Raw genomic sequence first — 21,333 nt, 5'->3', positions numbered from 1 at the left:
GGTACTGTTACGGCAAACATCTGTCAAATAATAGACAGATTAAATACGCGCGGGTGCGAAAATCCCGCGTGCCGGATCAGGACGGTATCGCTAACTTGTTGGTTTATCTGCTTGATAGCGTACTAAAAAATGGGTGTTTAAAGGTTGCCACGACTATTTTGGCGGTGTCTCCTGGGTCGTCACGGTTTCGCGCACATGCACTTCCCGCTGCGGAAAAGGTATCTCGATGTTATGTTCGCGTAGGGCGCGGTCTAAGCGCAGGTGCAGGTTATGGACGACTTGCAGGCGGTGCGCCATTTCACTGACGAACACGCGGATAGAAAACATCAGTGAGCTGTCGCCAAATCCGGTTAATACGACCACTGGCTCCGGGTCAGTCAGTACCATTGGTGTGTTTTGCACGGTTTCGAGCATGAGCTGATGGGCTTTTTCCAAGTCTGTGCCGTAGGCGATGCCGATGGGGATCACCACGCGGGTGATGGAGTCGCTGAGCGTCCAGTTAACCAATTGGTTGGTGATGAAGGTTTTGTTCGGCACCACTAATTCTTTTTGGTCCCAGTCCATAATGGTAGTGGCCCGCATTTGGATGCGGCTGACTCTGCCGGTTACGTCGCCAATGGTGACGGTATCGCCGACGCGGATAGGCCGCTCAAACAAGAGGATAATCCCGGACACTAAGTTGGCAAAAATTTCCTGCAAACCAAAGCCCAAGCCGACACTGAGCGCCGCCACCAACCATTGCACTTGCGTCCAACTGCCGCCCAATTCATTGGCGACACAGAGGAAGCCGATGGAGATTAACAGGTATTTGGCAAGTTTGTTAATGGCATAACGGCTGCCCGGCTCTACCGATAGGCGGCGGAACCAGACTATTTCCATCAGCCCAGAAAAATTGACTACCGAGACCACGGTGATAAACACATAGACCCCAGCTAATAGCAGGTTAGTTAGGGTGACGGGTTTCATGGTGTCCTGCTTGCCTTCAGTCACCTGATATTCCCAGAGTTGGATATGGTCTAGGAACGAGAAGGCGGGCAAGATATTTTTCCAAATCAGCCAAATGCCGATCAGCAAGGCCACACAGATAAAGACATTCAGCAGTTTGATGGTTTGCGCATTAATTTTAGGTATGTCAATCAACGGCTCTTCAATCGGTACAACCACATCTTCAGCGCCGACAATATGGGGCTTTTCTGGCTGTGCCGCCAATTTGCGGCGTTGCTGGTCGTTGGCGATCGCTAACTGCCGATTGACCAAGGTCAGCCAGCGGAACACCAGCGAGTGTATCACCACCAGGACAAACACTAGCCGTAAGGTGATGATCAGTTGTTGCTGTAACTCTAAGGCGCTTAAATAATAGCCGGCCACGGCAAAGCCGATAATGATGAGAGGTAAGGATATCGCCCCCGGATACCAAAAATACCGCGATTGGTGGAGCCAGCCTTGTGGGGCAGCAGCAATGACATATTGTAAGAGACCGCGGGTCGGATGCAGGATGTTACGGAAAAACGCCGCCATCGCGACCATGCTGAGCACTAAAGCCAAGCGTCCGATGTTATCGCTGTATAAGGCGACACCGGATGCGCCCGTGCTGTTAATCAGAAATACGCTAGGCACGGCAATGAAGCGTAGCCAAGCGATTTGTCGCCGGAACAGGCTGGCGGTTTCGGCTTGCCATTGGAAATGTTTGCGGGCAATCCCTTGCGGGGCAAACAGGCGGTAAAAAAATTGCAAGAAGAACATCGGCACGGCGGAGACTTGGAAGCCTGTGCCCACCACTTTACTGAATTCATTGATATTCCAGGTATGGCTTAAAAACCAACCCCAGTAAAACAGCAGTAGCGGCAACGGTAAGATAAGCAGGAGCAAATGCAGTAAGGCCTTAACCGTGTACAGAAAATGGTCGCTATAAAATTTACCGACCTGTTCGGCAATGGCCAGTAAATGGGTTTTGTTCCAATGTTGGGAAAACACCAAGACCAATAAGCTGGCAATTGCCAAGACGGCGGCAAACGCGTGGTAATACAGGGATTTTAGGGTGTCTTTAATGACCTCCGCCCAATTCATCGGCGATAACAGCCATTGCCCGGCGTGGTAAAGGCCGGGCAAAAAATCGGCGTTAATGGGTTCGGAGCTGGGGACCCAGAGCAGGCGTTCGTCTAAAAAAGCGGCATATTTTGTGGCTTGGGCGACCATTTGTTGTCTGGCAAAATCAAAATCGCCTAAAGAGCGCAGATAAGTGTCATCGGCGACCATGACTTTATTGAGCAGTTCTTTCTGGTTGTTCAGCAAGACCCGCAATTCTGCTTGGATCATCATCCGTTGCTCATTGGGCATGTGCGGGTCAACCTGCGCGGACATGATCTGTTGCAGCTCATGGTCGACATCGGCGAGTTTTTGGAGCTTGTCTTCCACCTTAAACAATTCCAGACTGGTTAACGCAGTCTCGTTTTGGACGGATTCCGATTGTAGGCCTTGTTGGATGTCGATCAACAGGTTACGCCGCTGCTCGCGGAGAATTTTGCCTAGGGCAGGGCTTAAGCCCGCCAGACTGATTTTTTTTTCGGCACTTTTAAAGTCATTGTCAATTTCGGTGACTTGGCTGTCGAGCTTGGCTTCTTGCTCGTTATACGCGTCGGTTTTGCTGGTGGTCGCCTGTAAATCCTTGCTGAATTGGATGTTCTCGCGGGTCAGCATCTGAATGACCAGATGTTTGCCTGCCAAGTCCTTTTCTGCTTGGCTGAGCGCATCTTGGGCTTCTTTAGCGGCCTGTAGGCGGCGTTCTGCCAAAATGCTGTCGATGGCGGTCAAGATCGGCGCTTCCATGCTTCTTTGTGAGTCTAACAGTTGGTACTGGGCTTTTAACAGGTCAACGCGGACGGGGTTGCTGATGGCTTCAATATCGAGCATTTTCAGCTCGGCGGTGCGGGCATCAATGAGGGTTTTTAGATAAAGTTGCTCGGCTTCTGACTCTATTTTTAAGGTGGTGGACGTGGCGGGGCTTGCCGATTTTTTCTGGCTGTTATCTAAGTCCTGCTGGGCGGTGAGCGTTTCTTGGCGGATTAAGGGCGGTCTGCTGTTTTGCAGGGTCAGTTCGGTATCGAGATTTTTGAGTTGCTCATCCAAGTTGCTGAGCTTTTCTTTCTCGATAATCAGGCGTTGCTCCAGTTCGTCGGTGGCGATGTCGGTAAAACTTTCCGGCTTTTGTTTGGCTTGTTTTTGTTGGATTTGTTCGAGGTCTTTTTGGAGTTTTTTGATCGCTTCGGGTGCTTGCTTGGTGGCTTGCTTAAAGCTTTCGGTTTTTGAGTTAAACAGTTCGATATTTGCCAGATTATCTTGCGCGGAATGATAAAATTTTAAGACGCTGGTTTTGGTGGTTTCGTCAAAATCTTGGCGGGCGGTAACGGCATCAATTTTCGCCTGTAGGGCGGTGCTGGCCGATATGGGGGGTTTTTGTCCGGTTTGGGTGTTAGCCGCTTGGACGGCTCCTATGCCCAGTATTAATAACACGGTCAGCAAGGGCCATTGGGCGTAAAAATAAGGTCTACGTTTATCTGTCTGTTTCATTAGGCAAGGCAAAAGCAAGGTTAGGGTAGGTCTAGGGTCAAAAGAGGGGGGAGGAAAGGGTATACGGTTAGAGTCAATTGGTGCTGATGGTTCAAATGTGCCGGAGACGAAAGGGCGATAATAACAAAAAATGGCACATCTTAGCGGCTTTCTTAACCGTTATGCTTTCTTACCGATTATAATAAGCCTATATCCCACCTTATAGTAAGTCAGCAGGACATTCTTATGAAAGCAAGCTTAAATTTTTTAACGGTTGGTGTCTTGATAGCGTTGGCCGCTTGCTCCACCCAGGAAGTCAAACGTGACACCCCAGCTCCTGCCGCCGTGGTTCCGCCGCCCGCCGCCCAACCGGACAAAACGTCGGCTTCCGGCCAAAACCCCGCCATGACCTTGGATAAAGGCGGCAAAAAGCTACATCTGGTCAGGATTATGGATGGTTTGGCTTGTAAGAACACGGCGCAAGGGGCGCAAGGCAGTTTTCTGATTTACGCCTATCCTGAAGATATAGAGCGTATCAAGCGTGAGCGCGGCGATAAGGTATTTGCCGAATTTTCTGACCGCATCCAAGCCTTTTCGGCGGATGTCTTACAACAGGCCGTTAATGCCACCAACCTGGATGATAACCCGTTTGCTTTAGGCCAAGACGAAGCCCAAGAGGCTCTGGCCAAAGACTTAAGCGTGAACTTCCAACGTGCCGTAGCCCCCGCTATCGCCAAGTTTACCCAAGAGACTACTTTGACTATCGACATTACCCCGTTTACCCCGTCATTGCAATTTTATCGCCAAGGCTGCCAAGCGGCTTTGAGCGAACCCGTTGCCCCTGAAACCAGCGTGGTCAAACCATAAACGGCGAGCCGCACTTATTTTATCCTGCCGTCATAGCCTACCCGACAGGCTCAGGACGGCTACGCCCAACGTCTTACCGTAATAGGATTTCTACCCAATATGAATGATTCTCTCCCGAAAGCAGAACAGTGCCGCCAACAACTAAACCAAGCCGCTTTGGATTACCACGAATTTCCAACGCCTGGCAAAATCAGCGTCACCCCGACCAAACAACTGACCTGCCAGCGCGATTTGTCCTTGGCCTATTCGCCCGGCGTGGCCGCCACTTGCGAAAAAATTGTTGAAGACCCGCACAATGTCGCCCGTTTCACGTCGCGGGGCAATTTGGTGGCGGTCATCACCAACGGCACGGCGGTGCTGGGGTTGGGCAATATCGGCCCGCTGGCCGCGAAACCGGTGATGGAAGGCAAAGCGGTGCTGTTTAAAAAGTTTGCCGGGATTGATGTGTTTGACATTGAAATTAACGAGTCTGACCCGGACAAGCTCTGCGACATTATCGCCGCCTTAGAGCCGACTTTTGGCGGTATCAATCTGGAAGATATTAAAGCCCCGGAATGTTTCTATATCGAGCGGCAATTGCGCGGGCGCATGAAAATCCCGGTGTTTCATGATGACCAGCACGGCACGGCGATTATCGTCAGCGCGGCGATCTTCAACGGCCTGAAAGTGGTGGGCAAAGACTTCCGCCAGTGTAAGCTGGTGGTGTCCGGTGCAGGGGCGGCGGCGTTGGCCTGTTTGGATTTGTTGGTCGATATGGGGTTTCCGCTGGCGAATATCTTCGTCACTGATTTGGCGGGAGTGGTTTATACAGGCCGTACGGAGTTGATGGATGCCGACAAAGCCCGTTTTATGCAAGACACCCCCGCGCGTACCTTGGCGGAAGTTATCCCTAATGCAGATGTGTTTCTGGGCTTGTCGGCGGGCGGGGTGTTAAAGCCGGACATGGTCAAACGCATGGCGGCCAACCCGCTCATTATGGCGCTAGCCAACCCGACCCCGGAAATCCTGCCCGAAGAAATCCGCGCCGTGCGTGACGATGCGATCATTGCCACAGGCCGTTCGGATTACCCTAACCAAGTCAATAACGTGCTGTGCTTTCCTTATATCTTCCGTGGGGCTTTAGATTGCGGCGCGACCACCATCACCCGTGAAATGGAAATCGCCACGGTTCACGCCATCGCCCAATTGGCGCAAGCGGAACCCTCGGATGTGGTCGCCAATGCTTATGGTAGCCAAGACTTGTCTTTCGGGGTGAATTACCTGATCCCATTGCCTTTTGACCCGCGCCTGATGAGCCACATCGCCCCGGCAGTCGCCAAAGCCGCCGCCGAGTCGGGGGTCGCCACCCAGCCGATAGCCGATCTGGAGGCCTATACCGAACGGTTGCGCCAATTCGCTTACCATAGCGGCTCGTTTATGCAGCCCGCGTTCCATAAGGCGAGAAATGCCGACCCTGCCATCAAACGCATCGCCTTTGCCGAAGGCGAAGACGAACGGGTGTTACGCGCGGTACAAATTGTTTTGGATGAAAAAATTGCCGTGCCGACCTTGATAGGCCGCCCTGCCATCATCCAGCAACATATCGACAAATTAGGCCTGCGCATGAAAGCAGGGGTAGATTTTTCTATCGTTAATCCCGATCAGGACGAGCGTTACCACGATTATTGGCAAAGCTATTTGAGCATGACTTTGCGCAAAGGCGTTACCGAACAATATGCCAAGCTGGAAATGCGCCGCCGCCATACCTTAATCGCGGCGATGCTCGTCCATAAAGGCGATGCCGACGGCCTGATTTGCGGCACGTTCGGCACGCCTAGGCTGCATTTACATTACATCGACCAAGTGCTGGGCAAACGCCCGGATTGCACCTTGTACGCAGCGATGAACTACTTGGTGCTGGCGGATCGGCAAATCGCTTTGGTCGATACCCATATCAACGAAGACCCCTGCGCCGAACAGCTTGCCGAAATTACTTTGCTGGCGGCGGATCAAATGCGCCATTTGGGCCTAATCCCTAGAGTGGCGTTGCTGTCACACTCTAACTTCGGCTCCAGCAACAGCCTGTCCGCGCAAAAAATGCGCAAGGCCTTGGCGATTATCCGCACTAAAGATGCCGATTTGGAAGTGGATGGAGAAATGCACGCCGACAACGCTATTGATTATGCCATGCTGAAACACACCCTACCTGATACCACCTTAACTAGCAGCGCCAATTTGCTAGTCTCGCCAAACATTGATGCCGCGAATATTTCTTATAATTTGCTGAAAGCGACGGCGGGCAACGGCATTGCCATTGGGCCGGTGCTGTTAGGTTGCGCTAAGCCTGTGCATATCCTGACCGCTTCAGCGACCGTGCGGCGGATTGTCAATATGACGGCGTTGTGTGTGGTGGATAGTGTTTGGGCGGCAGGTGGCGTTTAAGCAAGCAGGGATTTTTAACCGTTGGGCGGGCTAGGTTGGTTTGACAATAAAAATTTTGCTAAATTATGTGACCATGTTGTTATTGTTATCTAGTAATTATCTAGCCCCCAACTAAATCCTTGAAAGCGTAATGCCAAGGATTGTAACGGCTTATGGGATGTGTTAAAAATTTGATATTAACATGGCGCACCATCAAACACAGAGCAAATATCCTGTAATAACCCGCTTAAGCCCTATCCGGCAAAGCAAATGCCCGCATATTAGTTGCATCATGAGTAACCCGTTGATTTAAGGTAGTATCAAACTATTTCGTTTAGCTAGCCAGTGCCAAGGCGGGCTGATGCGTTAAACTGCCTAATATATGGGTTAAGCTGCTGATGTCGCGGGCATCCGCCGACATCACCGGATAAGACAGGTCATTTTGGCCCAGATAGTCGGCATAGTCTTTAATGGAGGGGGTTGCACAGAGGTCATAATGGGTTATGCCTATCGCCAAATGAATTTTATGGCGGAAATCTTTGACCATATCCAAATAATAGGCCAATTCGGCAAACGGGTCGTCTTCGCGGTTATCAATCAGCAGCACGGCGCCCCAGGCGTTATCAAATAATAACTGGCTCATAAAATCAAAGCGTTTTTGGCCGGGCGTGCCATAAAGAAAGATTTTCAGGTTGTCATGGAAGCGCATTTCGCCGTAATCCATGGCGACGGTGGTGGTCGACTTTTTCCGGGTTACGGTGTCGCTGGGCCGGGTTTCTGTGCTGATGGGCGAAAAATCGCTGAGCGTGCCGATGGCGGCGGTTTTGCCCGAACCGACGCTGCCGCCGATGACGATTTTAATGCGGCCTTTATTTTGTTGCGCCACCGGCGCAAAAATTTGCGCCAATTGCTCACGCGCATGGTGTTTGACCAAGACGCTGCGTAACGCCGTCTCGCCGGATTCAAGCAAACTCAGGGCCGCGCAAGCATTGTAGAAAGCGCAGGCCTCAAACCAGGAGCAGGGGGTGCCGTCAGGCATTTCGGTCAGGTTGACGGCGTTGCCGACCAGGCGGTCCGCCAACGGCTTATAGTCTTTGCCGTAATACTCCAGGCGCAGGTATTCGGGCAGATGCTTCAGCAGCACGGTTTCGTCGGCGCCGATACCGTGCGGCAAGCGTCCGCGCGAAGCCAGGAGCGCGGAAAACCAAAGCAACTCGTTGATGGCGTAGCGTTTGTATTTTTTCACTTTAATGTCCTGAAACACGCTGTCTTCTTCCAGAAACATGTATTGCGACAGACGTGAAGAAAACTGCACATAGCTGACCGTTTTTAACACGTCATGGTCGCTCGCTTCGGTGGCCCGGATAGCCTGGCGGTCTGCCAAAACCATAGGGATCAGTTGTTCAAGGCCGCCGTCGAGATAAAAAGCCTGTTCGTTAGGCAACAAATATAGCGGCGGACAAGCATCATAAGTACAGATACGGGCTTTGCCGTCCGCCAAGGCTTCGCGGACAATGCCGATCAGGCTTTGTTCGGGGTCGAAGGCATCGGGCTTGGGGATGTTTTCGGCGGGCAGAAAATGGGCCTGCACACGGCTGAACAGGTTGGCGATGCCCAACACCGTCGGTACGGTATTGCGTTTGGGGTAAGGCAGATGCCAACTCGTCTGTACCGGCAATTCGTTGCTGGCCCAGACGATCAGGCGTTTGTCGGTATATTTTTCCTGTAAAATTTTGAACGCCTGCACATCCTTTTCTGAATTGATCCACACCAAAAGCAAGTTGGCCTGGGCATTGTCGGTCAGGGACCAGTCGCTGTTTAAACAACGGATAGCCAAAGAGGCGGCTTGGCGGATAAGGGCCAGTTCTTGTTCGGTGGCGGACGGTGCGAGGATGGCTAAACGTAAAAGCGGCATGGGTTGGCTCCAAAAATGAAGAGGGTTTGTTTATGCGGCCTGCCCAAGCCTCATTTAGGAGGCGGCAACAGCCCTTGAATTGTCCGTTTCGGATGAGCGTAGGCCAAAAACTCAGACAAGTGTCGGTTATTCTGGTTTTTCGTCCGTTTTAATGGGATATGGCGAGCTGTTTTGTAGGGTCGCTTGCGATTAAATGGCTTCTTGTTGTTAAATCTCATCTATAGCCGCCGCCGCTTTTTGCTGGGCTTTGACCTAAGCCGCCCCATAGCTACAAACTAAGATGCGAGAAATTGCCAAAAAGTCAAGATTTTGCGTAAGGCTAGAATTTGATTTTATCCAGACTGTTACCACGCCCACTGATGGTGTGCGTATCCGTTCCGTTATTAAGCTTTTGCCAACTATTCAAGCCATCTGCTTCATTACCATCTTTTATCCCCAATAATACTGCGGCCTTGTGTGATTGGCCCCGCCTACCAATGCACTTACCACGCAACAAATCACTGACAACATGGCGGGGTATGTCATGTGTACGGGCCCATTCAGTAAGGCTGATACCCTTTTTATAAAACATCTCTTTTACTTCGTCGGGAGTCTTCAGCTTCATGCGTGTTTGTCTGATCAGGCAGGTAGATATTTATATTGAACTTTAAAGAAGAATACTTCATGTGTCAACAAAAAAAAGAAGAAAACATCACTACAGGGGGGCTTGTTATTACCTGAAGTTGGTCGGGGGGTGAGGGGGCTGGGGAAAGGTTACGGAGAGTCATACTCGGATAGGTTGAAAGGTGCAGTTGTTTAGTTAATGCTTTGATGGAGTATTTTTGTAAATACTTGCCGCTCTCTTCTTTGGAAGTACAAGTGTCTAGGCATTTTATTAATCATGGCAAATAGAATAGTTAATGTTTTAATAAAAACTTACCTTTGTATAGATATAAAATAATTTAAAATTTTATGAGACTATTTATATCTTTAAAATCCATATATAGCGCATTTTAACTAATATAAAAACACCTATAGATTGCTTTATTGGCGGCACAAAACCATTAAAAAACTAACTAGCCTAAAAAATCCAGAAAAATACTATTTTTTAATATTTAAGTCATTTTTATGAGTTATTGGTTGTTGCGGTAAGGGTTGAGCCGTTACATATTGTTATTAATTTCCTTCCTAAGGCGTTAGTGTGTGTTTAGTTTCCTTGTTAAGCGGTGGTAAAGTGGAGAATTTTGTGGAAGTTTAAAGAAATATTTCATATGTTAATAAAGATAAATGAAGAGAGCATCATAAAAGAAGTGGCCGCCCGCTTTCGTACAGAAAGGTTAAGATTGGGGCTGTCCCAGTATGATGTCGCCTTATTATGTAGCGTCACATCACGGTCGGTCATTTCTTGGGAAAACGGCGTAAAGATGCCTGCGCATCACTTGGCGGAATTGGCGCGGCATGGTTTTGATGTTAAATTTGTTTTGACCGCCATAAAAACCGAAGATGGAACGCACCCGAATGCAAACGTAGCTTTTCCCCCGTATAAGACCGCGAAAATTGTCGAACTGTTTGATGCCCTGAACGAGAATCAGCAAATGGAGCTTTTGGCCGCCGCCGAAGAAAAATTGCGCATTAACGAATTAACCAAAAGGGTAAACCAGTTGCAGGAATTGTTAAGTGAGAAAGTGCCGAAGCCATAAGCGGCACCGTTATTAATCACCTGCCAACTTGCCACAATGAGAAGCGGTTGATCAACAGTCTGCCGGATAGAAAAAGTAAACGGGGGGGGGGTTAAGGATTACAATTGAAGCCGTCACAATAGGGCGCGTTTTCTGTGCGTGTACAGGTGCATAAGAATACCGTCACAGATTGTTCGGCAAGAAAAGTTAACGGCGGCCTGACTGGGGGCTGGGCAGTGCAAAGGTGGGTTTTATCGCATAATGGCAGGGTAGGGCTTAAGCCGCAACCGCACCATGAATAACTGCGCCCGGCTTCGACATCGACGGGGTGGGACGTTTTTTTGGTCGTCATAAAAATCTCATCACTAACTAGAAATAGCGGTGGGTTAGGCATTTTGTCTATTGAAACAGTGCCGCCATATAATCGGCTGTCCATTGTTCGCCAAAACTCCGGTTCATCAGCCTCAAGCCTGGGGCATTTAGATGGTGGTGATGTTTATAGGCTTGTAAAAGCTGTCGGTGCCGTACCGTTTCCGATGGGCAGAGCGTCTGGGCGTTTGCCAGTAAAGCTTGCATAGGGCCGGCCAGTAAGTCCAGATGTATTTGGCCTATTGCCGCCATTTGTGCTTCGTTATCAGGGCGTAAAAAAAAATCCGCTCCTGAACGGCATTCCCCAAACCAGTCGGGGGGGTCAATGGCTTGGTTCAGGTCGGGGCGGCTATGGTGTGCCGCTGCCATAAAATTGGCAACGTGTTGCGAACAGGCCATCGGCATCAGGCATACGCAATCCAATAGGGCGACGATGGGCTGCATACCCAAAACGACCAGTTCCACACAATAAATGGGCAGTTGCCAGTGGGCATCCGGGAAAAAAAACAGTGTCAAAATGTTGATTTTTGGTGCGTAGATATGGACAAGGCGCAGTTGCCCGTGTTCGGCAACACGAAAAAACTGTGTTTCCATAACCAATGTACCATCCAATTCGGGTCTGGCAATATGGCTAAACGTTTCGGGTAAAGCCACTGCCTGACAGGGTAGGGGAGCCAGTATTTTTAACGTCTGTTGTATGAGCGGTCGGAAGCGCATGAGGTCGGTCAAGTCGGTAGTTGGGAGGCGCACCAGTGTAGTGCCGACAAACTCAGGTGGGTAAAAACCGCCGGGCGATGTTGGGCAAGTATCCGGGCAATAGCTTGTTGGCCAGTTTCTTGGTAGAAGTGCTGGTAAGCGGCGGCGGCAACCAAGGGCGAGCGTCCTTGGCCGCGATGGCAAAATACGCTGGTGGGTATGCGGTTTTGTAATTGTGCCTGTAAGTACTGCGCTGCCGCTAACAGCGCCTGGCGTTGGCGGCTGTCGGTTAGTTGCACATAACGGCCCCCAAGGTCACTATCGGCTAAAGCCGCTGCTTCTACAGGCTGCGCTAGGGTGAAAATGTCGGCAAAAGTAAACTGGGCAACCGTGAAAGCCGCCAGATTATAATCGGGGTAAAGTTCAAATATATCTATTCCCGAAACATTTAACAAACAGCGGATACCATTTTTTTGCCAAACCTGTAGGGTGTCACTGTTGGGTAAGCCAGAAATTAGCAGTGGATAAGCTTGCATTTGCTTAGGCAATACTGAGCAGGGGAAATTCCGCCAATAATTCCTTTAAGGCGGTTTCGCGTTGCGGATGGTCGGGTAAACGTCTGTGCGGGTGTTGGCATAAATGAATGCCGCCCCAGCGTTGCGCATCCATACAGTCTTCCGCCACCAAAATATGTGCTAAAGCCGGCAAACTGGCATTCGGCTGGTCGGCAATATCCCAGAGGATAGAAAATCGGCTCATTTCACTGTAGGCGGCGGCAAAGGTGGCGGCATCATTAATATGTACCATAACCACTGCCTTATTTACCGGACTGGGATTGCTGCGCACCAGTGCTAATGCCGCCAGCAGGGTTGGCGTAGCGACGGCTTGGGCAGGGGCGAGCACCATCGGTGCGGCAATATCCTTAAAGCGGCTGCCTAGCTGGTGCAGATACTTAGTGGTTTGCAACAGGCTGGGCAGGGATTCATGGTGACTGTTGAAGGGATTCAGGGCGGCGGCAAAATGGGAGGCCGTCGCCAGTTCCAGAATTATATCGGTTTTCGGGTTTACCAGCGCTAATTCCGCCAAGGTATATATTGTCCAAATATGTGAATAAAATACACAATGTATCGGGCGTGGGGCTGTTAAGGGACGGGGAGGGTTAAAGTAATCGCTAAGAAAATTCATAAAACGGCTCGGTTTTTCAATAAAGTCATAAATAGTCCGTGATCATCTTTACATAGGGCAACGATGAAGCGGTGATCATAAGTGGCGGCAATTTTAAGCGCTTGGCTGGGCAAAGTGCTTATCGACTGCGGACGTAACGTTGTGTCGCAACAATACAGCCCAGTGCGGTCACTTACCCAGAAAGCGACGCCATTAATAGCAAAAATATGGCTGATAGTACCTGTTAAGACCAGCTTACGGGGGGGGTGGTGTATTGCTAAGCACCATAAGCTATAGACATTGCTGTCATTCAGGTTCAGTGTGACCACTAAAATGTTATGGTTGTCGTAACTTAAGCTAATGACCATACCCTCTAGTTGCCATTCGCTTAACATTTTTGTATTCGGATCACGGAACACCACTTTGTTATTGGCGAGGCCCTCACTGGTGACGATGCAGCCGTCACTGAGGATATGCACTTGGGGCTTGAGCAAATAATTGCTTACCCCAAACCGAATGGCGGCAGGCTCTTGCCTAAGTTTGTCGTAATAATAAAAAAAAGTATTGCTCCACACGAGCTTACTGTAGCCGACATGCCACGTTTTGAGGTCGTTCAGGCATTCTTTGAGCAGCCATTCCGCACTGCCTCCTTCCTTAGTCAACTCAACAATCTGCACCCGTGAAGGCGTAGCATAGGCTAGCCTGTCAACGCCCAAAATTTGCAGCGGATAAGGGGTCAAAAATCTCCATAGCGGCTGCTGCGGTTGCTGAGGGTCAATAAGGGTTTCATAACCCTCATACATTAAGCCGATTAAAGGGTAGCCATTGATATGGAAGCAATCTATTGCCACAGGTTCTTCCTCTAGCTGCAACCGCCACCTAGCATGGATGCTAACGGGGGTTAAGACGGCAGTCTGCCACTGGCTTGGGCAAATTAATATCTTGTTTAATAAAGCTAACGCCGCCTCGGCACTCTGTAGCCGTTGTTGAGGGTCTTTCACCAATAAATGGTCAATAAAATCGCGTAACCCTGTCGGTTGGATACCGCTCAAAGACGGGACGGACGCTAAGTTGGCTTGGGTTATTTCTTTAACGGTACCGACAAAAGGCCGCCGCCCACAAGCCATTTCAAAAGCGATAACCCCTAGGCTGTATAAGTCGCTGTTGAAAAAGAAGCGGTTTTTAATCCGTTCGGGGGCAATATAGGCCGGAGTGCCTTGGACATGCTGCCCCTCTTGGGCTTCGCGTAACATGCACACCGCCCCCAAATCAATCAGGACAAAATCGGCCGGGCCCTGGGCTTGTGGGCGTAACATGATATTTTCTGGCTTAATGTCGCAATGGATGCGGTTAAGCCGATGCAAATACGCCAAAGCCGTCAAGATGGCCTGCAAGCAAAGGATGGTCGTTTTAAGATCCAGCTTGCCTTGCTCCGCTAATAATTGCGCCAGACTGCCGCCCTCCAGATAGTCATAGACAATACAGGCCATACCATCGGCGCGGTGGAAGGTATCCAAACAACGCTGCACATTAGGGTGGCTGAGATCAAACGCGGCATTGATCTCGCGCAAATAAGCCCCTTTGGCAGAAGGCTTAAAGCATTTGATCACCACCTGAATGGCCGACTGGGTGTCATACCCCAGTAAGACCATACTGGCGGCGCTCTCATTCAGCATTTCCTCGACGTTATAGCGCTCAGGAAACAAGTCACCGTCAGGTGGTTTGTAATCGTGCCAAGACTTCATTGGGATCCAGCTCATGTATCTTTAATCGCCCTAACGCGGCGATGCGTTCTGCACCGCTGATCAGGAACTCACTCGCATTGGCTCCCGAATACTGATAAGACACTTGGAGGCAATCCAGTTCTTGTTCGCTGATACCGGAAAAAATACTTTGCAACATACCGGCGATCATAAAGTCGACAGGTGTGTCCAGGTGTTTTAAGGTATTGGCAAATAGGCTGTTGCTTAAATTGGCGCGGACGATGCCGTGGCTTTCGGCGCTATCTAAGTAAAAGCGCATTTTCCCCCAACCATGATTGGCGAAATAGGCTTCCAATAGGGCAATATAACTGTCGACACTGAGTGCGGCGGTTTTTTGCAGCGTCGCGGCTTGCAGCTCTTTTTCTAAAGACAGGCTGACCCGTTTGCCCCAAATAACGCCGCAATTTTTTAAGATGAGTGACCAAGCATCACCCGACTCATATTTCAGGACATCGTAAATGGCATGGATAATATCAGATGACAAGTAAATGACCCGGACATCGGTATTGCCGAACACGGTGCCGGCATTCATATCGAAGGTTTGGGCTGCCTCGCTAAAAATCTTTTGTAAAATTTGGGCGCTGAGCTGCTGGGCAGACGCGCCGGTTTCATCAAAGGTAGTCGTCATGGTGTCATACTCATTCTGAAGCAAGGATATCAACGGCTAACTGTAAGTGCGGTTGCAACAAGGCAAAGGCTTGTGGCGACAGCACTTGCTTATAGTTCATCAGCAACCGCGCGTAAGTTTCGTAAATGGCCCGCTGCCTTTTCGGTAAGGTATCGGCGTGGCGGGTAATTTCAGGGTAGGGCAGTTCTTGAGCCGGAGTCACGCCGGGGCGTTCTTCTCGCGCAGGATAGGAGAACGCTTGCAAAATGGTTTTTAACCAAATTAACAGCTTGTCACGGAACCAATCCGGCTCGGCCATTAACATGCTATGGGTCGCATAGACGCTGACATAGCTGACATCACGGACACATTTGTCTTTCGGGAATTCGTGGTATTTGGCAAACGGGTATAAGAAAAAAACTTGTTTGATCGTGGTAGTGACGGTGGCCAATTCCGCCGCAATGACTTCTTGTGCGGCAGCGACCCGGTCAGCATAATCAGGCACTAAAGCCAGATACTGCTGGAATTCGGCATCGGTGAAATGGCGGCTTTCGGCAGCTAAAAAAAGTTTGGCGATTTCAGGGTTGTCGCGTAACTTGGCAGGGGTTTGGGTATTAAGTGTAGTCATAAATGTGCGCATACCAAAAGAAATTAAATGATGTTAAACGCGGCTCGACCAAGGCAAGGCTTTAAAAAAACTTGCCGCTGGTATACCTTGCTTGCCGACGCTCCGCTGTGCCGCTTGCAGGGCGGTTTGTGTAGCGATAGCGGCAATGCCGGCAAAGTCGCCGCTGTTTATGCCGGGAGCTGCACTATGGCCTTGCCAAGGTAGGGTTCGGAAAAACGCCTTGCTGCCTTTGGGCATTTGCGCAGGTGGTAAGGCGGCATCAGTAAAGCTGACAGATACTGTTGTGCCTTGCCAAGGTAACGCCCGAAAAAATGCCTGGCTAGGCTTACCTTCTACGGGTTTAATCGGTTCGGGCAGCGGCTCTACAGGTAATGTCAGCACGGCGGCAACGCTAGGCTCCGCACTGGCCGCCATCATCGGCGCCATCGGATCGGCTTGCCAAGGTAAGGCTTGGAAAAAGACCGCACACGTCGGTGTGCCTACCACCGTCGTAATGGCTTCGGGCAACGGTTCACTATCAACAGCGCTACTGGCTAAAGCCATTACCGGGGCTGCTTCGGCCAACGTTAGTGCTGCTGCCGGCTCTGGTATTGTTGGGGCAGGCGGGGGAGCCAATGCCTCTGCCGCCGCCAATGGCAACGGGTCGGCAGCTAAAGGCGTGTCCGTCAAGGCTGCATTTAAAATAACCAGCGTACTTTTGAAATAGTCCAGTTGCCTAGGCGTGTAGGTGTCTACCATAATAGTTGCCTTATTAGCCGAGTTTTTCGAGTATTTCCGTCGCCGTAGCGCCTTCTTTAGACCAAAACTCCGCCGCGTTCATCAGTTTTTGCGAACCGACCAAAAACTTACAGACATCATTGCCCATGGCGTAGCATTGGATTTCGATACAGCCGCGTTCTTCGCGGTCATAAAAGGAAAACACCCCGGCAAAAAGGCCAGCGTACATGTGGCAAACCGGCTTGCCCGCTAAAGCCATCGACTGGGCCACCGCCGAGTTGCGTAACTCAATGACGGTCAGGCCTTTACTTTGTAAAGCCTCGTTATCCTTGTCGCCCATAGTCAAACGCCAACCGCCAAAGCCTTGGATGGTCAACGGCCACCACCATGTTTCCATAACAAACTGCTTGTTCATTTGCCAAATATCCAACTTACCGCCGCCATATTCATGGCGCATCCGGTTGTTAAAGCGTTTCATGTCCAACAACGCCCATTGGTGGCCGGTTTTATACATCAAGAGTCCGGCAGAATCGCCGATTTCTTCTTCAATCCCTAAATGCAGGCCGTTAATGAACGATTCGCTGACTTTCGCCGCCCGCTCACCATCATTCAGATAAATGGCCCCTTTTTCTGGATCTGCTTTAAAAAATTCGTCAGGATAATAATAATTGTGATACCCCTGAAAACCGCCATCGGTTACGTCAATCGCCATAAACTCCTCCGTTTACAATGTAATACCCTGCCGAAAGCAAGGGTCGTTGAGCTTTTTTATAGACCAGTATTTTTGACTTTTTCTATAGTAAAGTTAGGTATCGACAGAGAGAGCGAAAACTCTGCCAATAGTTAAATTGTGTAAATTTTCTCTGCACATAAAAAATCACATTGCCAGACAGGCTGCTTTAACATCAAGGTTCTATCTGGGTTTTGAGTTTCACATAAATTCATCCTCCATACCGGAGGGACGGGTTGGGTATTTATGCCCTTTGGGCTGATCCCGACAAAACCTGCTATGCTCGGCGCGGCAAACGGGGATAAAGCACGCTACTGCGTAACATCAGCTCATGTATAATATGACGAAAATGACGATAAGTCCATTTTTAAATTTGCTGCAATTTTTTTATAACCGTTCATGCCCACCCTTATTTAAGCCGCTAATTTGACGGCATCAACTTTTCCTTTTTTTGGCAGGCAGCCTCATTTGTTAAATACGCGGACATCGCGGTGATGTCATCGAGACGGTTGCAGCCCTGCAATTGACAGGTCACTGTTGTTGCCATCATCTTTTCGACAAATAAGTAGCCCGTCGGATCGTCAAATTATTCGCCGTCCTGATCCCTTCAGTACATAGAGTATGAGAAAATAATCATAAGTCCATTTTTAAAAGCCACTAAAATTTATAGGACTGCCCCTCTCAAAATGCGGCGACAGGTTTTGCGAAGCCCATCCGAACACCATGGAAGGCTTCTGGTTGCTGTTGCGTTCCTAGCTGGAGCCCCTCTTATCGGGGCATATCACAAACGTTGTACCGCTATATCTGAGCTTTCTTGAGTTTGTCCCTAATGTCAGAAAATGCGGTAAAGACGGTTATTGTCAAACAGCCAACAACCCCATATTGAGCCATTTTTTTCATGTAGATGGGTAAGTTTTTTACCATCTAACGCTATTCTGTTGATAATTATTTTTTGATTTATTTGTACTTAACTTGTTTTTTATAAATAACGTGCAAGTATATGATTTTTATGGTATTGTATTATTTGCTTATCGCGCCTAAACGCTTCAGGGCTTTCTTTCTAAAGGCGGTAACGGTCTTTGGGTTGCCCGTTTTCAGATAGGCTTAGGCCATATAGGGAGCCTAAAGAAACCAAGGCAAATATTGATCTGTTTCTTCGTTAATTTTGATGAAACTATAGTGGGCGGTTTTATGGAGCTCTGCGCCGTTTGGTCGTTCACCGGTATGCTGTTTCTTGTGGGTAAAAATAACCCAGAAGCTTATGGTCGCCATATTCATTTCTGTTATTGGGCTTGATTTTTGCTGTAACTGGTATATGACAATATGGATAAAAAGCGTTCGCCCGGTATGATTGCAAGGTAGTTATAAGATAATAATGGTAAGCGTTTACGCAACGCCGCTTTGGCAGGAGGGCAAAATCCCCTCTGGCTAATTGCCATTTTTGATCCTAATAATACGGCGGTCTTGTATGATTGGTCTCGCCTACACCAATGAACTAAAAGTAGGCCTTTATGTGTTTTTTAACATTCGTTAAACCATATATAAAGGGCACACCCAATGCCAAAAGATAGGCTCCCGTACGGGTTAGCCATCTATGGCCACTATGCAGATTCGCTTACGCGGTCTACGGCTCCGGCGCTCGTGAGAACAAATCCCTTTATGTCCCTGAAGGTATGCCGGAATGAACGGTGCTTCCTATATTCTTTCGGTGAGCCTATAGGGCATGGGTTCTGCAAAATTGATATTAAAAGGCTTTCGCACCACTATTTACCATGCAATAAGTCGCTGACAACATGGCAGGGTATGCCATGTACACGGGCTTATTCAGTAAAGCTGATACCCTTTTATAAACATCTCTTTCGCTTTGTCTGGAGTTTTTAATTTCATGCGTTCTAGGCCAATGGATATTTGCATTGAACTTTAAAGAAGAATACTTCACATGTCAACAAAAAATACGAAGAAAACATTACCTGAGGTCGGAAGGTACTATCTGGAGTTAACGTCGAAACGGCTGAGGATAAGCTGGAGAAATGTTATGGGGAGGCTATGCTCGGATAGGTTGAGAAGTATTGTTATCTGGTTAATACACTGCCCAGCGTTTTTATTGGTTTTATGCCTAAGACAATTCGATAGGGGTAGTTTTTTATTAAGCGGTGCTAAAGTGAAGAATTCTTCGGGAATTTAAAGAAATATATTTCATATGTTAATAAAGATAAATGCAGAAAGAAAGCATCATAAAAGAAGTGGCCGCCCGCTTTCGTACAGAAAGGTTAAGATTGGGGCTGTCCCAGTATGATGTCGCCTTATTATGTAGCGTCACATCACGGTCGGTCATTTCTTGGGAAAATGGCGTAAAGATGCCTGCGCATCACTTGGCGCAATTGGCTCGGCATGGTTTTGATGTTAAATTTGTTTTGACTGCGGTAAAAACCGAAGATGAGCCGCGTCCGAATGCCGCCGACCCGTATAAGGCCGTGAAAATTGTCGAAGTGTTTGATGCCCTGAACGAGCATCAGCAAATAGCGCTTTTGGCCGCCGCCGAAGAAAAATTGCGCATTAATGAATTGGTCAGAAGGGTCAACCAATTGCAGGAATTGTTAAATGAGAAAACGGCGAAGTTATAAGGGACATAAGTCAGTTATCTGTCGGTTTTACACAATAAACGGCTAAAGGCCTTGTGCTCCGCCGTATAAGCAGTTGCGGGCGCAATAGGCCTTTAGTTTTTGCGTGATGGGTCTAACCGCGCGTACCTATTACACGGTTACACGGTTACACGGTAGCCCGGACGCAAGTGCCGTTGGTGGTTGTTATAAGTCACCGTTTTTGACTTTTTCTATATCGACATTTAAATGTTGTAATTTTTCAATAATCGAGCGGATAATGATTTTATTGGCAGGAACCAGTATATCGCCTGTAACGGGGTGTAATATGGGTACTTGGGTGCGCTGGCCAATTAGCTGTTCTAAAGACTCGAAAGAATCGATATATAAGCCGTCCGGTAACGCCACTTCTACCCCTTCACCCAAGACTTTGGCTTGGCAAGAAAGGCGGCTATTAGCTTGGGCGCCCGTTAATACCGCTAACGTCAGGCTTTCTCTGGGCGTAGGGGGGCTTAACTGTTCAGGATGTTTGGTCACATAAACATGGCAGGTCGCGCAGAGGCCGCGTCTGCTACATAACTGCTTCACTTCAACATGACGTTCGAGCAGTACGTCCAATAAATGGGTTTCGGGCATGACCTCGACGGTGCGCAAGCCTTGGGCTTCAAACCTTACTTTTATTGCTTCCATTATGTCCTCTCTATGTGTATTGCTTAAAATAATAATTAACAAGGTGATAGGGATGCCGGTGACCTAAAGGCGGGGCTAAAATATAGACGGGGGGGGCGGCATTTTTGTTGAATTGCAAAACCTGAACGCCCTTAAATTTGGCAAGGTCTGGCAAATGCGGGCTATTAAAGGCTAAACTATGGGTTATGTTATCCCTTAAAATGCGCCTTAACCAGCAGTCTTTATATTTTTATACAGTAAAATTATGCAAACGCAACCTTCGATAAGCCTTCCCGCCGATAATAATCACCCGAATATTATGGTGCGCCTAAAAAATGACACGCAAGCCGCCCATCAGCACCTAGAAAAAGCACCTTGCTTTAAACGCTTATTTGCCAAAGATTATCGTTTAAACGAATATGCCCAGTTGTTAAGCTATTTTTACGGTTACTTTTCTGGCATAGAACCTCTGTTATTTGATAATTTACCCACCGAACTGCATAGCCAATTGCTCTATCGCCGCAAAACCCATTTGTTGCAACAAGATCTAAACGTTTTGGGCATTAATAGTGCTGGCAACTTGCCTATCTGCGAAGCATTACCCGATTTGACAACGTTTGCCCAAAAAATGGGTGCATTGTATGTCTTAGAAGGCTCGTTATTGGGCGGTCGGGTGATAGGCCGGCATTTAAGCCAACAATTAGGTGATGATGTTAGCTCAGCATTGAATTTTTACCATTGTTATGGGGCGGATTTAGAAACGCAATGGCGCGGTTTTGCCGTTTTAATGACGCAATGTTTTGACTCCCAACCAGAGGCGGAGATCAATGCCGTATTGGCTTCGGCAACCGCTACTTTTGCTACGTTAGGGCAATGGGTTGCTGTCTGTGCGGCGAAAGAAGGGTCAGGCGATTTTTTGTAAATGTGTTTAAGCTTATTGCCGAAAAAACTTGAAAATTAATAATATCTTATAGATAATTTCGATAGCGGTTAAAATACTAATA

The 21,333-nt window shown here is 48.7% G+C and carries 18 protein-coding genes; 5 read left to right on the top strand and 13 right to left on the bottom strand.

The window, feature by feature from the left end; all coding sequences use genetic code 11:
- Window positions 1-153: 153 nt before the first annotated feature.
- Window positions 154-3,567, bottom strand: a complete 3,414-nt coding sequence (locus tag AADEFJLK_RS02895; protein WP_103973240.1) for a mechanosensitive ion channel domain-containing protein — start codon at window positions 3,565-3,567, stop codon at window positions 154-156.
- A gap of 225 nt (window positions 3,568-3,792) precedes the next feature.
- Between AADEFJLK_RS02895 and AADEFJLK_RS02890 the strand changes: the two genes are divergently transcribed.
- The gene (locus AADEFJLK_RS02890) at window positions 3,793-4,413 is read left to right on the top strand and encodes a hypothetical protein (protein ID WP_103973239.1); all 621 of its coding nucleotides are present in this window, start codon (window positions 3,793-3,795) and stop codon (window positions 4,411-4,413) included.
- A 99-nt stretch (window positions 4,414-4,512) separates the two neighbouring features.
- Window positions 4,513-6,834 carry an NADP-dependent malic enzyme gene (locus tag AADEFJLK_RS02885; RefSeq protein ID WP_103973238.1) on the top strand — a complete coding sequence of 774 codons (2,322 nt, stop codon included), beginning with the start codon at window positions 4,513-4,515 and terminating at the stop codon, window positions 6,832-6,834.
- A 313-nt stretch (window positions 6,835-7,147) separates the two neighbouring features.
- Here the strand turns inward: AADEFJLK_RS02885 and AADEFJLK_RS02880 are convergent, their stop codons facing one another.
- Entirely contained in the window at window positions 7,148-8,728 is a 1,581-nt protein-coding gene (locus tag AADEFJLK_RS02880) for a GTP-binding protein (RefSeq protein WP_103973237.1), read from the bottom strand.
- 319 nt (window positions 8,729-9,047) lie between these two features.
- Window positions 9,048-9,332, bottom strand: a complete 285-nt coding sequence (locus tag AADEFJLK_RS02875; protein WP_088618806.1) for a DNA-binding protein — start codon at window positions 9,330-9,332, stop codon at window positions 9,048-9,050.
- Between the two features lie 646 nt (window positions 9,333-9,978).
- On the opposite strand from AADEFJLK_RS02875, the gene AADEFJLK_RS02870 reads away from it, so the two are divergent.
- The gene (locus AADEFJLK_RS02870) at window positions 9,979-10,407 is read left to right on the top strand and encodes a helix-turn-helix domain-containing protein (RefSeq protein WP_103973236.1); all 429 of its coding nucleotides are present in this window, start codon (window positions 9,979-9,981) and stop codon (window positions 10,405-10,407) included.
- Window positions 10,408-10,498: 91 nt separating this feature from the next.
- Here the strand turns inward: AADEFJLK_RS02870 and AADEFJLK_RS02865 are convergent, their stop codons facing one another.
- From AADEFJLK_RS02865 to AADEFJLK_RS02825, 9 genes are all read right to left on the bottom strand, one after another.
- Complete coding sequence (locus tag AADEFJLK_RS02865; RefSeq protein WP_103973235.1) at window positions 10,499-10,738, bottom strand: CDGSH iron-sulfur domain-containing protein; 240 nt, start codon at window positions 10,736-10,738, stop codon at window positions 10,499-10,501.
- Window positions 10,739-10,785: 47 nt separating this feature from the next.
- On the bottom strand, window positions 10,786-11,472 hold the full coding sequence (locus AADEFJLK_RS02860) for a hypothetical protein (RefSeq protein ID WP_146054497.1): 687 nt from the start codon (window positions 11,470-11,472) through the stop codon (window positions 10,786-10,788).
- Window positions 11,473-11,480: 8 nt separating this feature from the next.
- Window positions 11,481-11,987, bottom strand: a complete 507-nt coding sequence (locus tag AADEFJLK_RS02855) for a protein-tyrosine phosphatase family protein (RefSeq protein WP_146054496.1) — start codon at window positions 11,985-11,987, stop codon at window positions 11,481-11,483.
- A 4-nt stretch (window positions 11,988-11,991) separates the two neighbouring features.
- Window positions 11,992-12,537: a hypothetical protein gene (locus AADEFJLK_RS02850; RefSeq protein WP_146054495.1), complete on the bottom strand. Its 546-nt coding sequence runs from the start codon at window positions 12,535-12,537 to the stop codon at window positions 11,992-11,994.
- Window positions 12,538-12,632: 95 nt separating this feature from the next.
- Window positions 12,633-14,360 (bottom strand): serine/threonine protein kinase, encoded by a 1,728-nt coding sequence (locus tag AADEFJLK_RS02845; RefSeq protein ID WP_170065016.1) that lies wholly within the window; start codon window positions 14,358-14,360, stop codon window positions 12,633-12,635.
- Window positions 14,329-15,006 (bottom strand): hypothetical protein, encoded by a 678-nt coding sequence (locus AADEFJLK_RS02840; protein WP_103973230.1) that lies wholly within the window; start codon window positions 15,004-15,006, stop codon window positions 14,329-14,331. The genes AADEFJLK_RS02845 and AADEFJLK_RS02840 overlap by 32 nt, the downstream gene beginning before the upstream one ends.
- A gap of 10 nt (window positions 15,007-15,016) precedes the next feature.
- Window positions 15,017-15,613, bottom strand: a complete 597-nt coding sequence (locus AADEFJLK_RS02835) for a globin family protein (protein ID WP_170065015.1) — start codon at window positions 15,611-15,613, stop codon at window positions 15,017-15,019.
- A 33-nt stretch (window positions 15,614-15,646) separates the two neighbouring features.
- A complete protein-coding gene (locus AADEFJLK_RS02830; RefSeq protein WP_103973228.1) occupies window positions 15,647-16,351 on the bottom strand; it encodes a hypothetical protein in 705 nt (234 codons plus the stop codon).
- 13 nt (window positions 16,352-16,364) lie between these two features.
- Window positions 16,365-17,042, bottom strand: coding sequence for a V4R domain-containing protein (locus AADEFJLK_RS02825; RefSeq protein ID WP_088618796.1), 678 nt, complete (start codon window positions 17,040-17,042; stop codon window positions 16,365-16,367).
- A gap of 2,234 nt (window positions 17,043-19,276) precedes the next feature.
- On the opposite strand from AADEFJLK_RS02825, the gene AADEFJLK_RS02820 reads away from it, so the two are divergent.
- On the top strand, window positions 19,277-19,684 hold the full coding sequence (locus AADEFJLK_RS02820) for a helix-turn-helix domain-containing protein (RefSeq protein WP_088618795.1): 408 nt from the start codon (window positions 19,277-19,279) through the stop codon (window positions 19,682-19,684).
- Window positions 19,685-19,867: 183 nt separating this feature from the next.
- On the opposite strand, the gene AADEFJLK_RS02815 is transcribed toward AADEFJLK_RS02820, so the two are convergent.
- Window positions 19,868-20,350, bottom strand: a complete 483-nt coding sequence (locus AADEFJLK_RS02815) for a 2Fe-2S iron-sulfur cluster-binding protein (RefSeq protein WP_198328494.1) — start codon at window positions 20,348-20,350, stop codon at window positions 19,868-19,870.
- Window positions 20,351-20,594: 244 nt separating this feature from the next.
- Between AADEFJLK_RS02815 and AADEFJLK_RS02810 the strand changes: the two genes are divergently transcribed.
- Entirely contained in the window at window positions 20,595-21,251 is a 657-nt protein-coding gene (locus AADEFJLK_RS02810; protein WP_103973227.1) for a biliverdin-producing heme oxygenase, read from the top strand.
- The last annotated feature ends 82 nt before the right edge of the window (window positions 21,252-21,333 follow it).

It is taken from the genome of Methylovulum psychrotolerans (genome assembly GCF_002923755.1).
In the GTDB taxonomy this organism is placed as follows: Bacteria; Pseudomonadota; Gammaproteobacteria; order Methylococcales; family Methylomonadaceae; genus Methylovulum; species Methylovulum psychrotolerans.
Note: the sequence above shows the minus strand (reverse complement) of the source record. Positions and strands in the feature narration are given on the sequence as shown.

Coding starts and splice junctions, on each gene's coding strand:
- AADEFJLK_RS02845 (WP_170065016.1), bottom strand. CDS start 14,360: ATGAAGTCTTGGCACGATTACAAACCACCTGACGGTGACTTGTTTCCT.
- AADEFJLK_RS02835 (WP_170065015.1), bottom strand. CDS start 15,613: ATGACTACACTTAATACCCAAACCCCTGCCAAGTTACGCGACAACCCT.
- AADEFJLK_RS02810 (WP_103973227.1), top strand. CDS start 20,595: ATGCAAACGCAACCTTCGATAAGCCTTCCCGCCGATAATAATCACCCG.
- AADEFJLK_RS02890 (WP_103973239.1), top strand. CDS start 3,793: ATGAAAGCAAGCTTAAATTTTTTAACGGTTGGTGTCTTGATAGCGTTG.
- AADEFJLK_RS02865 (WP_103973235.1), bottom strand. CDS start 10,738: ATGACGACCAAAAAAACGTCCCACCCCGTCGATGTCGAAGCCGGGCGC.
- AADEFJLK_RS02885 (WP_103973238.1), top strand. CDS start 4,513: ATGAATGATTCTCTCCCGAAAGCAGAACAGTGCCGCCAACAACTAAAC.
- AADEFJLK_RS02840 (WP_103973230.1), bottom strand. CDS start 15,006: ATGACGACTACCTTTGATGAAACCGGCGCGTCTGCCCAGCAGCTCAGC.
- AADEFJLK_RS02860 (WP_146054497.1), bottom strand. CDS start 11,472: ATGCGCTTCCGACCGCTCATACAACAGACGTTAAAAATACTGGCTCCC.
- AADEFJLK_RS02855 (WP_146054496.1), bottom strand. CDS start 11,987: ATGCAAGCTTATCCACTGCTAATTTCTGGCTTACCCAACAGTGACACC.
- AADEFJLK_RS02825 (WP_088618796.1), bottom strand. CDS start 17,042: ATGGCGATTGACGTAACCGATGGCGGTTTTCAGGGGTATCACAATTAT.
- AADEFJLK_RS02895 (WP_103973240.1), bottom strand. CDS start 3,567: ATGAAACAGACAGATAAACGTAGACCTTATTTTTACGCCCAATGGCCC.
- AADEFJLK_RS02870 (WP_103973236.1), top strand. CDS start 9,979: ATGTTAATAAAGATAAATGAAGAGAGCATCATAAAAGAAGTGGCCGCC.
- AADEFJLK_RS02820 (WP_088618795.1), top strand. CDS start 19,277: ATGCAGAAAGAAAGCATCATAAAAGAAGTGGCCGCCCGCTTTCGTACA.
- AADEFJLK_RS02815 (WP_198328494.1), bottom strand. CDS start 20,350: ATGGAAGCAATAAAAGTAAGGTTTGAAGCCCAAGGCTTGCGCACCGTC.
- AADEFJLK_RS02875 (WP_088618806.1), bottom strand. CDS start 9,332: ATGAAGCTGAAGACTCCCGACGAAGTAAAAGAGATGTTTTATAAAAAG.
- AADEFJLK_RS02880 (WP_103973237.1), bottom strand. CDS start 8,728: ATGCCGCTTTTACGTTTAGCCATCCTCGCACCGTCCGCCACCGAACAA.
- AADEFJLK_RS02830 (WP_103973228.1), bottom strand. CDS start 16,351: ATGGTAGACACCTACACGCCTAGGCAACTGGACTATTTCAAAAGTACG.